The organism is Microcoleus sp. T2B6 (assembly GCF_036700475.1).
Lineage (GTDB): Bacteria > Cyanobacteriota > Cyanobacteriia > Cyanobacteriales > Microcoleaceae > Microcoleus.
Map to the genome: position 1 here is coordinate 87,241 of NZ_JAUBOZ010000009.1, position 13,657 is coordinate 100,897.

At 44.1% G+C, this 13,657-nt stretch carries 17 protein-coding genes; 9 read left to right on the forward strand and 8 right to left on the reverse strand.

Going from position 1 to position 13,657, the window contains the following annotated elements; translation table 11 throughout:
* Positions 1 to 178 precede the first annotated feature (178 nt).
* Positions 179 to 502, forward strand: coding sequence for a DUF1825 family protein (locus QUA00_RS06380; RefSeq protein WP_006632589.1), 324 nt, complete (start codon positions 179 to 181; stop codon positions 500 to 502).
* A gap of 167 nt (positions 503 to 669) precedes the next feature.
* On the opposite strand, the gene QUA00_RS06385 is transcribed toward QUA00_RS06380, so the two are convergent.
* On the reverse strand, positions 670 to 2,589 hold the full coding sequence (locus QUA00_RS06385; RefSeq protein WP_333409115.1) for a penicillin-binding protein 1A: 1,920 nt from the start codon (positions 2,587 to 2,589) through the stop codon (positions 670 to 672).
* Positions 2,590 to 2,899: 310 nt separating this feature from the next.
* On the opposite strand from QUA00_RS06385, the gene tyrS reads away from it, so the two are divergent.
* On the forward strand, positions 2,900 to 4,132 hold the full coding sequence (gene tyrS / locus QUA00_RS06390; RefSeq protein ID WP_333409143.1) for a tyrosine--tRNA ligase: 1,233 nt from the start codon (positions 2,900 to 2,902) through the stop codon (positions 4,130 to 4,132).
* Positions 4,133 to 4,247: 115 nt separating this feature from the next.
* Positions 4,248 to 4,958 carry an orotidine-5'-phosphate decarboxylase gene (pyrF, locus tag QUA00_RS06395; RefSeq protein WP_333409116.1) on the forward strand — a complete coding sequence of 237 codons (711 nt, stop codon included), beginning with the start codon at positions 4,248 to 4,250 and terminating at the stop codon, positions 4,956 to 4,958.
* A gap of 78 nt (positions 4,959 to 5,036) precedes the next feature.
* Here pyrF and QUA00_RS06400 read toward each other — a convergent pair whose 3' ends face one another.
* The 3 genes from QUA00_RS06400 to QUA00_RS06410 all read right to left on the reverse strand — a co-directional run bounded on the left by QUA00_RS06400 (position 5,037) and on the right by QUA00_RS06410 (position 5,958).
* Positions 5,037 to 5,159 (reverse strand): hypothetical protein, encoded by a 123-nt coding sequence (locus QUA00_RS06400; protein ID WP_333146538.1) that lies wholly within the window; start codon positions 5,157 to 5,159, stop codon positions 5,037 to 5,039.
* A 108-nt stretch (positions 5,160 to 5,267) separates the two neighbouring features.
* The gene (locus QUA00_RS06405) at positions 5,268 to 5,627 is read right to left on the reverse strand and encodes a transcriptional regulator (RefSeq protein WP_333105862.1); all 360 of its coding nucleotides are present in this window, start codon (positions 5,625 to 5,627) and stop codon (positions 5,268 to 5,270) included.
* Positions 5,620 to 5,958, reverse strand: a complete 339-nt coding sequence (locus tag QUA00_RS06410) for a type II toxin-antitoxin system RelE/ParE family toxin (RefSeq protein WP_333409118.1) — start codon at positions 5,956 to 5,958, stop codon at positions 5,620 to 5,622. Before QUA00_RS06410 ends, QUA00_RS06405 begins: the two co-directional genes overlap by 8 nt.
* Here QUA00_RS06410 and QUA00_RS06415 point away from each other — a divergent pair.
* Positions 5,957 to 6,301, forward strand: a complete 345-nt coding sequence (locus QUA00_RS06415) for a hypothetical protein (RefSeq protein WP_333409120.1) — start codon at positions 5,957 to 5,959, stop codon at positions 6,299 to 6,301. The genes QUA00_RS06410 and QUA00_RS06415 overlap by 2 nt on opposite strands.
* A gap of 322 nt (positions 6,302 to 6,623) precedes the next feature.
* A complete protein-coding gene (locus tag QUA00_RS06420) occupies positions 6,624 to 7,196 on the forward strand; it encodes a hypothetical protein (protein WP_333409122.1) in 573 nt (190 codons plus the stop codon).
* A gap of 31 nt (positions 7,197 to 7,227) precedes the next feature.
* Here the strand turns inward: QUA00_RS06420 and QUA00_RS06425 are convergent, their stop codons facing one another.
* The 3 genes from QUA00_RS06425 to QUA00_RS06435 form a co-directional block, all read right to left on the reverse strand.
* Entirely contained in the window at positions 7,228 to 8,145 is a 918-nt protein-coding gene (locus tag QUA00_RS06425) for a Bpu10I family restriction endonuclease (protein WP_333409123.1), read from the reverse strand.
* Entirely contained in the window at positions 8,138 to 9,406 is a 1,269-nt protein-coding gene (locus QUA00_RS06430; protein ID WP_333142383.1) for a DNA methyltransferase, read from the reverse strand. The genes QUA00_RS06425 and QUA00_RS06430 overlap by 8 nt, the downstream gene beginning before the upstream one ends.
* Positions 9,407 to 9,629: 223 nt before the next feature.
* Positions 9,630 to 10,316, reverse strand: coding sequence for a uracil-DNA glycosylase (locus tag QUA00_RS06435; RefSeq protein WP_333142384.1), 687 nt, complete (start codon positions 10,314 to 10,316; stop codon positions 9,630 to 9,632).
* Positions 10,317 to 10,484: 168 nt separating this feature from the next.
* Here QUA00_RS06435 and QUA00_RS06440 point away from each other — a divergent pair, with 168 nt between their 5' ends.
* Together QUA00_RS06440 and QUA00_RS06445 are read left to right on the forward strand one after the other, a co-directional pair.
* Positions 10,485 to 11,156, forward strand: a complete 672-nt coding sequence (locus QUA00_RS06440; RefSeq protein ID WP_333309057.1) for a phosphoribosyltransferase family protein — start codon at positions 10,485 to 10,487, stop codon at positions 11,154 to 11,156.
* A 42-nt stretch (positions 11,157 to 11,198) separates the two neighbouring features.
* Positions 11,199 to 11,495: a hypothetical protein gene (locus QUA00_RS06445; protein ID WP_333142386.1), complete on the forward strand. Its 297-nt coding sequence runs from the start codon at positions 11,199 to 11,201 to the stop codon at positions 11,493 to 11,495.
* Between the two features lie 230 nt (positions 11,496 to 11,725).
* Here the strand turns inward: QUA00_RS06445 and QUA00_RS06450 are convergent, their stop codons facing one another.
* Positions 11,726 to 12,103 carry a VOC family protein gene (locus QUA00_RS06450; protein ID WP_333409126.1) on the reverse strand — a complete coding sequence of 126 codons (378 nt, stop codon included), beginning with the start codon at positions 12,101 to 12,103 and terminating at the stop codon, positions 11,726 to 11,728.
* Between the two features lie 146 nt (positions 12,104 to 12,249).
* On the opposite strand from QUA00_RS06450, the gene QUA00_RS06455 reads away from it, so the two are divergent.
* Together QUA00_RS06455 and QUA00_RS06460 are read left to right on the forward strand one after the other, a co-directional pair.
* Complete coding sequence (locus QUA00_RS06455; protein WP_333409128.1) at positions 12,250 to 12,723, forward strand: hypothetical protein; 474 nt, start codon at positions 12,250 to 12,252, stop codon at positions 12,721 to 12,723.
* Positions 12,724 to 12,726: 3 nt separating this feature from the next.
* Positions 12,727 to 13,629, forward strand: a complete 903-nt coding sequence (locus QUA00_RS06460; RefSeq protein ID WP_333409130.1) for a HEAT repeat domain-containing protein — start codon at positions 12,727 to 12,729, stop codon at positions 13,627 to 13,629.
* The last annotated feature ends 28 nt before the right edge of the window (positions 13,630 to 13,657 follow it).

A 13,657-nucleotide genomic window follows, 5' to 3' on the forward strand; every position in this document is an offset into this window, starting at 1 on the left:
GCCCAATGCTCAATGCCCGATGCCCAATGCCCATGCCTTATGCTGTACGGAAATTTCTACTTATTCTTGTACCTTGAGGGGTAGGGACTTCCTCCGGCAACTGATAAAATAGTAGAAAAAGCAGCGGGATTTCTCGCTTAGATCAAAATTAGTAGAATATTAAAAAATTAGGAAAGCTATGGGATTTTTTGATTCAGAAATTGTTCAGCAAGAAGCCAAACTGTTGTTTGAAGACTATCAATCTCTCATCAAACTAGGTGGCAATTACGGGAAATTCGATCGCGAAGGCAAGAAAATGTTCATCGCTCAGATGGAATCAATGATGGAGCGCTACCGTATTTTTATGAAGCGCTTCGAGCTGTCTGAGGACTTCATGGCTCAGATGACTGTAGAGCAGTTAAAAACACAGCTCAATCAATTTGGCATCACGCCCCAGCAGATGTTTGAGCAAATGAACTCAACGCTGGAGCGGATGAAATCTGAGCTGGAAAAACAATCCTAGTGAGCACAAGGAAGAAGGAAGTTCGGCAACGGATTATGTAACGGATGTAACGGATGTCAGGAAGAAGGAAGAAGGAAGAAGGAAGGAAGAAAAAGAAAGTATTCCCGATGCCCGATGCCCGATGCCCCATGCCTCATGCCCAATGACTAATGACTAATGACCGATAATTAAGGCCGCTCAAAAGCTGAAGCAGGTTTGAAATTTTCTGCGGGAACTCCCTCCAAAGCTTGGCTCATAAAATCACGCCAAACAGGGGCGACAATAGTACCACCAGTAGCACCGTAGCTCATCGGTCTATAATTGTCGTTGCCCATCCAAACAGCCACCGACAACTGCGGCACGTAACCCACAAACCAGATATCCCGTTCTGAGGAAGTTGTACCAGTTTTCCCAGCAGCCGGCCGCCCAAGTTGGGCCGCCCTTGCAGTTCCGCTGGTAATTACCCCTTGCAGGGCGCTGTTGACAGATGCCGCAGCCCATGAATTGAGAACTAATTTGGGTTTGGGCGTATTGTCGAGCAAGACGTTGCCGCTGCTGTCAGTAACTTGCACGATAAACGTGGTGTCAGAATGCCAGCCGTTGTTGGCGAAGGTAGCAAAAGCTCCGGCCATTTCTAAAGGAGTCAAGTCAACGGCACCCAATGGCAAAGAAATCACCGGTTCCATCGGACTTCTGATGCCGAGTACGCGGCAAATCTCAATCACTTTATTCAATCCGACTTCTTGGCCAAGCTTGACGGCGGGAATGTTGAGAGATACTTCCAAAGCTCTGCGGATGCTGACGGCACCGGAGAAGCCGCCGCCGTAGTTTTGAGGGTAGTAGTAGCCGTCGCCGTCGCGGTAGCCGACAGGGGAGTCGTAGACAACTGAATCGGGGCTGTATTTGCCACTAGCAAAGGCAGCGTAGTAGATAAAAGGTTTAAAAGAAGATCCGGGCTGGCGACGTGCTTGAATGGCGCGGTTGAACTGACTCTTTTCGTAATCGACGCCGCCAACCATTGCTTTGACGAAGTGGGTGCGGGGATCTACCGCGGCTAGGGCAATTTGACCTTCCTCGCGATCGTAAAACAGCCCTTGGTAGTAAAGCCGATTGTGCCACGCTTTGACGGTTTCTTCGGCTATGCGCTGCATTTTGAGGTCGATCGTGGTTTGAACGCGCATTCCTCCCTTAACCACGGCATCTCGCCCGAAACGCCTCGTCAGTTCCTGGACTACGGCTTGTGTTACGTAAGGAACTTGAGAGCCCCCAAAAGAGGTAATTTTGCCTAGCTTAATTTTTTCCTTGCGGGCAGCAGTCTCTTGGGCCGGCGTAATCCATTTAAGATCCTTCATGCGGTTTAAAACGAGGGTTTGCCGCTCTTTTGCCAACTTGTAATTGACGAAAGGACTGTATTCTTCGGGGGCAGAAATTAAGCCGGCCAGCATCGCTGCTTCTGCAAGAGTCAAATTACTTGCTGATTTGTTGAAATAGCTTCGAGAGGCTGTCTCTACGCCGTACAAGTTGTGACCTAAGTAGATTTGATTCAGGTATAGTTGCAGAATTTGGTCTTTGTTGAGAATTTGCTCCAAGCGGATAGACATTACCGCTTCAGCTACTTTGCGACTAAATTTTGACTGGGGAGATAGAAACAGGTTCTTGACTAGCTGCATAGTCATAGTCGAGCCGCCTTCAACGGTTCTACCTTTCTCTAGGTTGACTATGAGAGCTCGGGCTATCCCGCCGGGGTTGATACCTTTGTGGGTGAAAAAGTTGCTATCTTCGATCGCCAGAACAGCTCGTTTCAGGTTCGGGGAGATTTGGTCAAGGGGTACGACATCCCGGTTGGCTTCATCGTGGATGCTGGCTAGGGGCTTGCCGTTGATGTCGTAAATGTGGGTAGTTTCTGTGGGAGAGTAGGTTTGCAAGATCCGAACATCTGGCAAATTGCGGAAGCTGATCGCTAAGCCAACCAGTCCACCAGCGACTACGGAACTGGCAAGCATTGTCATGCTGAGTATGGTTCCGGCGGTCACTTTACTGACTGACTGAACAAACTCGAATACGGGGGCTGAGTTTTCCGTGTTATTGCGGACTGCGTTGGTTGACACGTGGATTTCACTTCCTCACTCGATTTGGGGTTTAAGACTTTTAATTTTAGATGCGAACCCTAGAGACTGTCAGTCGATTTTAGATTTGAGATTTTAGATTTTAGATTTATTCCACAGATGAATCTGGGAGTTTGAACAAGAGTCTAAAATTTGGGGATCTCCACGACTGTTGTCGGGGGCTGGTATCCGTTTTTGGGCGGGGTCAGCTAATGAAAGCCGGTCAGCTTTGGGATTATAGTAGCTTGATAGTTATGTTTTTATGCGTCAACCAGTGAGTGTAACTAATTCTGCTGCACTTTGGCAAAATAATATGATGGACGATCGCTCCCCGATGATAACTCCTAACCTTTCAGCGCTTTACCGCGGCGTCAGCGAGATTTTTCCAGATCGACCTGATTCTAGCAACCCTGACGAAAATTTAGCCCAACTGCTGGCAACAGTCGATCGACCCTTGCGAGTCAAACTGGGAATCGACGCCACAGGGGCGGACATTCACTTGGGACACAGCATTTGCTTCCGCAAGCTGCGGGCTTTTCAGGATGCTGGTCACACAGCGGTACTGGTCATCGGAGATTTTACCGCAAGAATTGGCGATCCGACAGGAAAGTCCGAGATGCGAAGCCAGTTGACTGCCGAACAAGTCGCGGAAAATGCCAAGACTTATTTAGACCAAGTGCGTCCGATTCTAGATTTTGACACGCCCGGACGTTTGGAAATTCGCTATAACTCCGAGTGGTTGTCAAAATTGGACTTGGCGAAGATTTTGGAACTGCTGAAGACGATGACGGTGCAGCAGATGCTCGCTAAAGAGGGATTTGACAACAGGATGCAGCAGGAGAATGCGATTTATCTGCACGAGTTTCTGTACCCACTAATGCAGGGTTACGATTCGGTGGCTTTGGAAGCTGATGTTGAGTTGGGGGGAACTGACCAAAAGTTTAATATTGCGGTGGGGAGAGATTTGCAGCGGCATTTTGGGATGAAACCGCAGTTTGGTTTGCTGATGCCGATTTTGATCGGGACTGACGGGGTGCAGAAGATGTCGAAGTCTTTGAACAATTATGTGGGTTTGTCGGAAGACCCGCTGACGATGTATTCTAAGTTGGAGAAAATTGCTGATAGTTCGATCGCCCAGTATTTTGAACTATTGACAGATTTGCCGCTTGATGAATTGCCAGAAAATCCGCGAGACAAACAGAAACTTTTGGCTTTGGATGTGGTGCGCCAATATCGTGGGAAGGAAGTGGCGGAACGCGCACAACAAGATGCAATTGCGCTGGTTAAAGGGGCTGCGGGACAAGCTGATGCTGTGGCGGAGTTTTCTTTGGCAAGTGTGCAGTTTCCGGCTAAGTTGTTTTATATTCTCAGTGCTAGCGGGCTTTGTAAAAGCAGCGGTGATGCGCGGAAGTTGATGCAGGGCGGTGGGGTGAAGTTGGAGGGCGATAAAGTTTCTGATGTTAACCTCACCTTTGAATCACCTGCTGAATTGGAAGGTAAGGTTTTGCAAGTCGGGAAAAATAAGTTTGTTCGATTGGTGTCTTGAATAGACATCTCCAATAATTATTGTGGAACAGGCATCTTGCCTGTTCAAAACAGGCAATTATTGCCATGACTAATCTATTTTTTTAACCGCAGATGAATACTGAAGATGAACGCTGATGAACGCTGATAATCGAATTATTGTTGCTTTGGATGTTTCGAGTCAAGAAGAGGCGATCGCACTTCTGGACAAACTGCCGCAAGTATCTTTCTGGAAAGTGGGTTTGGAACTGTTTGTGAGTTCCGGGCCGGGGATTTTGGAAATTTTAAAACAGCGGGAAAAGCGGATTTTTCTCGATTTGAAGTTTCACGATATCCCGAATACTGTGGCTGGTGCTTGTCGGGCTGCTGCTAAGTACAATGTGGATTTATTGACTATCCATTCTACTTGTGGTAAAGATGCTTTGAAAGCGGCACAGTTGGCTGTGACTGAAGGGGCGGCGGCTGTGGATAAACCGAGTCCTAAGTTGATTGCAATTACTCTATTAACGAGTTTGAATTCGCGACAGTTGGCTTTTGAGTTGAAAATACCTTTGGAGTTGCCGGAATATGCTTTGCACATGGCATTGTTGGCTAAGGAAACGGGTTTAGCTGGTGCTGTTTGTTCTCCGCAAGAGGTGGAACAGTTAAGAATGAGTTGCGGGGATGATTTTCTATTAGTTTGTCCCGGTGTGCGTCCGAAATGGGCCGATGGAGGCGATCAAAAGCGATCGATGACTCCAAAGGCCGCTTTGAAAGCTGGTGCGGATTATCTGGTGATTGGGCGGCCGATTACTGCTTCGGATGATCCGGTGGCGGCTTTTGCGCGTATTTGTGAAGAGTTGGGATAACAAGAGGAATGTTGTTTTTAACTCACATCTTGCACCATTCTCGCTTAACAGGCTTTCCGGCCTGTTCCACAAGAAAATTCACTCTTTGTGGAACAGGCCGGAAAGCCTGTTCATAAAAGGCTTATTGAGAATGGTGCAACCTCTCAGTTTTAACCGCCGATAAACGCCGATGAACGCCAAGGGAATTTTATCTGCGTTCATCTGTGTTTATCTGCTGATATCTGCGGTTGGCGAAAAGAAATTAAGCTGCTATTATTACAGCAGATAAAAAAATAGCTAGTTTCTACTCTTGAGTAATTTGGTAAGACGTTACAATTTACAAGTCTCGACGCGAGATGGGGATTCTAGCATTGATGCGTCTGGAGTCTTACATTGACTAACTGCAATATCTGTCTTTAATCCTAAAGCCTTCAGCAAACCCATAAATCGGTAAATCTCTTCTCCCCCTGATGCTTTCAACAATTCCTCAAGTTTCTCCCAATTCTGTTGTTCGTCTTCAGTCATGATAGAGAGTTTATCTTGAGCTTTAACTACGTCTTTGAGAACCGTCAGTAACAGTTCAGATTCCGGTTCTTTTTCTTCTAAAATTGCTTGAATATAAGCAGCAGCTTCTTCAATTTCTTGGAGGGATTTAATCAGATAGTCATGATAACTGTGGGTTTTAGGCATTGTTTCTACTCCTGAATTCTATCCAGTATTCTTTGGCCTTGCGAATATCTCGATCTTGGGTACTTTTATCTCCACCGCAGAGAAGCAGTACAATAGTTGAGTCTCTTTCTCCAAAATAAACCCGGTAGCCTGGGCCGCAGTCAATTTTTAACTCAGAAACACCCTCTCCTACTGATTTACAGTCTCCTAAATTACCAAGAGCAACTCGCTGAAGTCTACCTTTTATTTTAGCTTTTCCTTGGCGATCGCGCAAAGAATCAAGCCACTCTTCAAAAGGTATTTTTCCCTCTAAAGTTTCATAGGTTTGAATTTCTCTCGGTTGGACTTCCATGATTTCATTTAGTACAAACCTTAGCATCAATTGGCAACATTTTAGCTCATTCTGGTCAGTGCCAGGTATCGGAAATGTAGAAATGGCCTGGTTTCGTGGAAAAAGTCGGGTTCACAACTATAATAAAAATCTTAAACCTCTATCAGATGTTTTTCATCCATCACCAATCGACAGCCAACACCACAACAAAAACAAAACAAACAAACACCCAAACCAACCAAAAGAAGGAGACAAGTACATCCCACTAGCCAACATTAATAACGCAACAAAAAACAAAAAAATCCCATTTGATATTACCCATTATCCAATAGAAAAAATTCATATCCGCTCTCCTATTGAATAACAAATCAAAGCAAGCGCTCACTGTTAGTATATACTGCCCATAGCCAAACTGCAACCACGCCCACCGCCAAACCGCTTGCCAGGCAGGATAAAGGGCGGGTCTAGTTTTGATTTTATCTAAAAGCTGATAAAAATTGTGGGCTGCTGTAATTGGGGGTATAGCTTGAGAATTTTTCCAGGCATATTCTTTGAGGGAGGGGGGATCTGAGGGCTTTTCTCCGCTGCATATTGCTGTGTTATGGTGTTTAGATATAGGGGATTGTAGCAGATGAGCATTGCTTTGACAATTGGCGGACTAAGATCGATGAGGAGTCTTTCTGAGGTTGAATGTATTTCCAGTAAGTAGTATTTTGGTTGCGATTGTGTGGGTGGTTGGGACTCCAACTATGGCGGTTAATTTGGCAATCGATGATGTTAATGTAAATGCAAATGGGCATGGTTTGTGGGCCAGATCGCCCTGTCCGGCTGATTTAGAAACTTTGGTCGATCGCCTGTTGCAAGATTTGCCGAGTTATGCTAATCGCGTAATTGTGCGATCGCACTTTTCTCCTAACACTAACACACCGCCCGGTTACGCGCTGCCGCAAATAATTTTAGCCGGTCGCCCGGAGTTTGAACCGTTACCTTTAAATTTTGAAGATGCGCTTCCTGAAAATGCTAGTCAAGTTTTCATTACTACTTTGGAACGGCAGTATCGCGGGGGAAAACGAGTAGAAATTCAGCAATATCATTGGCTGTTTTTAACTAAAACCGAGAACGGATGGGAATTAGTAAAAATTGTTTCTAGGTTTGGTACTGCGGCGGATGTTCGTCCGTTGTTGCGGCCAGAGGGGGAGAAAAGCGAAATTGCTGAGGCGATTCGTTTGTGGTTGCGAGATTGTCAGGCAAAGCCGTAACTTTCGCGGGTTCCGAGGATTTTTTTTACACTTAAAAATATCCTCTAGACAGCACGTCATCTTCGTCTAGTTCATCTTTACCAATCATCACTTCAATCTCACCTAAAAATCTCATAAAAACTTCCGGTGCAAAGGGGTTGTTATCGAGATGGTTGACAAAATAATCTTTATTTTTATTTCTTCCCTCTACCGTACTAAAAGCACTTCTTATATTAGACGATAAGCGTTTTGCTTTTCTCAAAATTAGTATTTCATCAATAGCTGTGAGTGATGAGCTAATCGGCGACATATCAAGCCACTCACATAGCAAGAAATACTTGGCTCCTGGTACACTCAATTTTACATCCAGGGCAGTTGCTGCGCCCTCTTGAAACATGGTTTTATCAAGATTTGTTTTACACTCAGCCGCAACATAAGCAATATTTGCCTCGCGGGAGGTAGCCTCCTTAAAATCTTGGTTATGAGAGGCTTTGAGAAATATTTTTCTACTAATCGCAAAATCTTGATCCTTGGCTCGAATACTCATCCCACCGCCTTTTGGACTGAGTTTTAAACTTGACTCAAATCGTAGGGATGAAAAACACTGTGTTGGGCCAAAGGATAATTCTTTGTCCTTTAATGAATCTGCAAAGACGGTTGTAACTAAGATAGGTATAAATTCTTCAATAATTGAGTTGTCAAGTTTTAATTGCCCTTTTTGACGGTACAAAAAATCATTGTCACTGTCAAAAATTAGTTCAACGTCAATGTATCGCTTATAGGAGGTTAGATGGGATACCATCTCTGGAACAACTTTCAGATCATCCCCCCTGATGTTTTTAAGCGTTTCCAACCATTTTTTGTAGTATTCGATTGCTTGATTAACACGCCGTTTATCTGTAGGAGGTAATTTCACGTTATCAAGTAATGCTGCTAGTTTGTCCCCATGTGGTTGAGCTAAATTAAACATAATTTTCTTCTTTTTGGTTGAGTATTTCAATGGTTTTTCGTGAACGCTGCCGATCGAAATAAGGTGAGGGCTGTACTGTGGCTGCCTTATCGATAGCATCCTTGATTTCATATTTTACTTGTTCATTCGCTACGGAATAAGCAGATATTAAAGCTTCTACAGAAAGAGTTCTGGCTTGATGTATGTCAAAATAATACTGTAAGTCTTCTCTTTTTGTAAAGTGTAGTATATCTTCTTTGATAGTTTTTCCATAACGATTTACAAAACTTCTTTCTTGACGGATATCTAAGCTAATTCCCAATACTTGACGAGCAACTTCGGCAACTAACTCCCCGTTTAAAAACGGCGTTCCTCTAATATTTGATTCTTTACCTACTACAAATATTATTCTACTATTAGGGCTGCATACTCTTAACAATTCTTGCAAAGTATAGGCGATGTCTAAGCAATATTGAATGACAGTTAGAAATCTATTACTTCTATGCTTGCGATTAGAACCAAACTCGGATTTTGCCACCTCTAAAATTTTCCAGTTTAGTGCTTCAGTAGAACCGCGATACTGCTGATGATAGTTAAATACATTGATATAAGGGGGGGAGGTAATCACAAGATTGACGCTGGAGTTTTGTAAGGGAACGTTTCTTGCATCGGCATTGTAGGCATTTATCGGCTTTTTACTATAGGGTAGTTTAAGGACAAAAGTAGCGATATTTTCCGCCAGTGTAAAAACTCTTGATTTGGTAAGTTTTTTGTTTTCTAAGTCTAGCAATATCACTAATACTTCATGTAGAATATTAAGGAATTTTTCTTCATCATCAACGGCTACCTCTACAATTTTATCTATTAAATCATTGGGTGTAATTTCTTTTTGTATTGTTTGGAAGAGTGGCATTCTCTCCCATATCTCTGTTTTTAGTTTAGTGAGAAAAGAATTGATACATTTTTCACGCTTTATTGGTGAAAGAGTGATGAATTTATAAGTGTTAGCTAGGATTAAAGCGGCTGGATTGATTTCGGTTCCGCAGGCTTCCAGTCCGAATCTTCCTGCCTCATATAAAACTGTTCCACTACCTAAAAATGGATCAAAAATCACAGTATTTTTATTGGCATATTTGTCAATTAAAGTTTCGACGAACTGGGGGGAGAATTGCCCTTTCCAAGGAAGTGGATTAGTACGTTGTTTATCTTCAATGTCTAATAGTTGTTGAGGAATTTCTTGTCTATTGATAGGAGTTTCACTAAAAATACTAGAGACAACCATAATTCGGATTTTTACTACGGGGCGTAAATTTATGAATGGAAAGCGGGAACTGGCTTTGTAGATGGCAGGTAAAAATCAGAGATTGTTGGTGAAACCAGCCCCCTACAAATTACACATGAAAATTAATTATAATTTTTCGGTGGGTGGGGGCGGGTTTTAAGATTGTGGGTAAAAATCCGAGATTGTGCCTCAAACCTGCCTACAAATCCACAAGAAAAATTGATTATAATTGCTCTTTGAATTCATCCAATTTAGCCTTGATAGCCTGCATATCTTGCCACATAAACCATTTCGGAGTTTCCGGTTCGCGGGAGGGATTTCGCAGCAAGTACGACGGGTGAAAAATTGGCATACACAAACGATTTTCCCATTCAATCCATTGACCTCTAATTTTACTAATGGGCCGCTTGTCGCTTAGCAAACCTTTCAGGGCTGTTGCACCAGTTAATAAAATAATTTTGGGGTCTAAGATGCGGATTTGTTCGAGCAAGTAAGGTTTGCAAGCTTCGATTTCTTTGGCTGTCGGAGGGCGGTTGTTGGGAGGGCGACATTTGATGACGTTGGCAATGAATACGTCGGTTTCTGCACTCAATCCCACGGATTCTAAAATCTTATCTAACAGTTTGCCCGATCGCCCGACGAAGGGCAATCCGGTTTCGTCTTCGTTTTGTCCGGGCGCTTCTCCCACAATCAAAATTGAGGCTTGAGGATTGCCGCGCCCGATGACGGCGTGAGTGCGGCTGTTGCCCAATTCGCAGCGGTAGCAGCGGTTGCAGTGCTCGCCGATTTGTTCCATATTTTGATAAGTGCCCGGAGGAATGGGAATTTTGGCATTTGCTGGTATTGAGTCTGTTTGGAAAGTGGCACTTTGATTGTTGTCAAAAAGGCTGAGTTGCAAGTCGCTGGACATAAATTTTACAATTAGGGAGATATTTTGGAGTCTAGAGTTTATAGTTTAGATCGGGTTTGGTGATTTGAGATTGGCTAGAAGCTTGTGTGCGATGCTGTCGATTGCACAATCCCTAATTAACACTGGCACAATCTCCAATTGTTTGGTTGAGCTCGTACAGGCAAAAATATGTTCTCTAACCCGTTTTTTGACGATCGCGCCGATGCAGGCGAAAAACTGGCCGAGGCAGTTGTGGACGAGTTCGGCAAGTTGAGTTTAATGACACAGCAGGCGGTGAAACCGATTGTTTACGCCTTGCCACGCGGGGGTTTGCCCGTTGCTGTGCCGATAGCGCGTCGCTTGGGCTGTCCTTTGGATGTGGTTGTCGCTAAGAAAATTACTCGCCCAGATAATTTAGAATTGGCGATCGGGGCTGCAACTGCTGACGGTCACGTCCTCTGGGAAAAGCAAAAGCTGCAGAATTGGCGCTTGCAAAAATCAGCCCTGCCCGTGGCTCAAAATAATGCTCAATCTCTGCTGGCAGATTTGTCTCCTGGACGCCCAAATATCAACGCGGCTGGGGCTTTGGCGATTTTGGTAGATGACGGCATTGCGACGGGGATGACAATGGCTGTGGCGGCTAAGGCTTTGCAGTCGCAGCAACCGCTGGCTTTGTGGATTTGCGCGCCTGTCGCCCCGGCAGATTTAATGGGATTTTTGGCCCAGATGGCCGATAAGTTGATCGTTCTGGAGACTCCTCACCCTTTTTACAGTGTCAGTCGCTTTTACGGGCAATTTCCGCAGGTTGAGACTGCGGAGGCTTTAAGGTGTTTGCAGCAACAAACAGAATGGCGATCGTAGGTTAAGCTAGAAGGCTAAATCCAAAAGCTCGATCGCTAAAACATGAGACCTTGGCAATATTGGTTGGACACTTTGATTCTGTCTACTCAGCACAATCCGCCTCGCTTTGTTGAGTTGGTGATGTTGACTTTGGCGATGATGTTGCTGGGGCTGTGGAGTGTAACATTGCAGTGGCAATATTTAGCACTGTCTCTGAGTTATATAATTGGTTCGTCTTTTTCAATTTTGGTGCGGGAATCCCTCGACCCGCGGTCTCAATTTCAGCTAACTCACTTGACTGCTTTGTTGTTATTAATATTAATTATCAGTTTTTATAGTTTTGCTGAACTGATTAGATAGTTAAGGCAGTTTTGATTTGTAGAGGCGGGTTTTACAATGTCATTGCGAAGGCGGTTAAGCAATTGCATAAGTTATATAGCAATCCTCAGCGGGTTGTGAACTAGATGTTTTTTTGAACGAACCGCGAAGACGCGTTCGGCGAAGCCGTTCCCGTTCCCCGCAGGGGTTCCCGAAGGGTAGGGTAGAAAGAGAAGAGAAGATGGAGAGTTCACCAATAATTAGCCATTATCCTAGATTCGCATGGGTTGATGTAAAATTATGCGGTTCCCGGCAGGATCGAAGGCATAGATTTCTAGACCGTGAGAAGCTTTGACAATTTCTCCTGCGGGCGGATATCCTAAAGCCCAAATTCGGGCGATCGCAGTTTCGAGATTGCTGACTTCCAAACACAGACTCATGCCTGTTTTTGCTCGATTGGCAAATTCCGATTTGTGGGAATCTTTGGGTTTGAATATGCCGAGTCTTAAGCCGGGGAGTTGAAATTCAGCATAAGTATTGGGAATGTAAGGGTTTGGTTCTATGTCGAGAAATTTTGTGTAAAATTTAACCAGAACTTCCTTATCAAGGTCTGCTAAAGTCACTAGGGCAGCGCTGTATTGGAAACTCATATAAATTGGTAAGGGGGAATTGGGAATTGGTAATATTATACAACATTCACTGCGATATCAAAACTTCGGAGTTAAAAGGGAGTGACTGTGCAAGTCTTGGTATAATCAATTGCTCGCCATGCAATCCCTTTACTACTCAAAGTGAGATGAATCCAAAAGGAAATCAAGAGAACCAGAATCTTAGAAGACTCAGAGTCACTCCAACAACCCCAGATTCTAGGTTGATTGAGAATCGAGAATCTAGATTTCCCCGTGCGGTTGCTATGGCGATAGATGATGCTCAAGAGGTTATGAACGATCTCTATCGGGAAGAGGCAGAGTACGGAGATGGAATTTGTGCTTTTATGGTGATGAAGGAACAATTTGAAGGTGGAGTAGAAAACCAGCCAATGTCCCTCAAAAAAGGAACTATCCACCATACAAAGTGCCGTCAATATATTTCATATTTTAAAAAAAGATTGCTAGATTTGCCGTCTGAGCCTAATGAGCCTAAAGAAAAGATTACTAGAGAAATTCAAAAAATGGAAGAGGCGCTACAATGGGCTGAAGACTACCACAACGGCAACGATCCGGTGATTCCCCGATGGGCAAACTCTTGGAGAGATCAGTTAGGAAAATAATCAATGGATATTATTAAGCTAGAGAACACTTACAAAACACCGTATCAGGGCAGGAACTGGCGGGATACAAAGCATGAGCTTCCTATCAAGCCAAAGGACACTCTGAGTTTCTGTGACTTAAGAAATTGCAGTCTAGAAGGACTCGACTTATCAATGGTAGAGTTCTTTGGTTGCCGTCTGAATGGTACCTTATTTAAAGCTGCCAATTTGCATCAAACGCAATTTATTGGCTGTTTTTCTTCGGATGATTATCCGCCAACAGATTTTAGTCGTGTTAGTGGCAATGCGTCTGTAGTACATTCTCACCTTCACTACAAAGGCGAATTTATGGGAGATTCTGTTTATATTGACGATAATTTTTGGATGGGAGACAGTCTAGAGTCCAAGTGGCCTGATGTTGTGGCTGCTGCTGCTACCGAAACACTTTCCGATCGCAATGATGTCAGATATAATGCTGCGGCAAAATTAGGAGATTTAGATAATCCTGTTGTTGCTCCCATACTGGCTTGTCTCCTCGCTGACGATGAGTGGGATGTGCGATCGATTGCCCTCGAAACATTAGGAAATCTAAGGCATCAGGAATTCCCGCAGGGTGACAATATTTTATTGCAGTGGATGTTCTTACGTCTCGGAGATCGACATTCGATTGTACGGCAGACAGCGAGAAACCTTGTTGAGATTCTATCACCACCAAACCATGTATTGCTTGCTTCTATTAACCGGATGATGTCGTCGGAGTCTGAGGAAAGAATGGCGGGCGTACTTGCAGCTATTGAGTTGTGCAGGCTAGACGAACAATATTCGAGTTTGCTGGAACCAAAAATTATTGAGAGTCTCTTGTCGGATGAAGCACCTGATGTTCGGCAAGAATGTTCCTATCTTCTAGAAATTTTAGAGGATTGTTAGAAACTTTAACCGCAATCTGCTGTAAATT

Coding starts and splice junctions, on each gene's coding strand:
- QUA00_RS06380 (WP_006632589.1), top strand. CDS start 179: ATGGGATTTTTTGATTCAGAAATTGTTCAGCAAGAAGCCAAACTGTTG.
- tyrS (WP_333409143.1), top strand. CDS start 2,900: ATGATGGACGATCGCTCCCCGATGATAACTCCTAACCTTTCAGCGCTT.
- pyrF (WP_333409116.1), top strand. CDS start 4,248: ATGAACGCTGATAATCGAATTATTGTTGCTTTGGATGTTTCGAGTCAA.
- QUA00_RS06400 (WP_333146538.1), bottom strand. CDS start 5,159: ATGAACGCAGATAAAATTCCCTTGGCGTTCATCGGCGTTTATCGGCGG.
- QUA00_RS06405 (WP_333105862.1), bottom strand. CDS start 5,627: ATGCCTAAAACCCACAGTTATCATGACTATCTGATTAAATCCCTCCAA.
- QUA00_RS06415 (WP_333409120.1), top strand. CDS start 5,957: ATGATTTCATTTAGTACAAACCTTAGCATCAATTGGCAACATTTTAGC.
- QUA00_RS06410 (WP_333409118.1), bottom strand. CDS start 5,958: ATGGAAGTCCAACCGAGAGAAATTCAAACCTATGAAACTTTAGAGGGA.
- QUA00_RS06425 (WP_333409123.1), bottom strand. CDS start 8,145: ATGTTTAATTTAGCTCAACCACATGGGGACAAACTAGCAGCATTACTT.
- QUA00_RS06430 (WP_333142383.1), bottom strand. CDS start 9,406: ATGGTTGTCTCTAGTATTTTTAGTGAAACTCCTATCAATAGACAAGAA.
- QUA00_RS06435 (WP_333142384.1), bottom strand. CDS start 10,316: ATGTCCAGCGACTTGCAACTCAGCCTTTTTGACAACAATCAAAGTGCC.
- QUA00_RS06440 (WP_333309057.1), top strand. CDS start 10,485: ATGTTCTCTAACCCGTTTTTTGACGATCGCGCCGATGCAGGCGAAAAA.
- QUA00_RS06445 (WP_333142386.1), top strand. CDS start 11,199: ATGAGACCTTGGCAATATTGGTTGGACACTTTGATTCTGTCTACTCAG.
- QUA00_RS06450 (WP_333409126.1), bottom strand. CDS start 12,103: ATGAGTTTCCAATACAGCGCTGCCCTAGTGACTTTAGCAGACCTTGAT.
- QUA00_RS06455 (WP_333409128.1), top strand. CDS start 12,250: ATGAATCCAAAAGGAAATCAAGAGAACCAGAATCTTAGAAGACTCAGA.
- QUA00_RS06460 (WP_333409130.1), top strand. CDS start 12,727: ATGGATATTATTAAGCTAGAGAACACTTACAAAACACCGTATCAGGGC.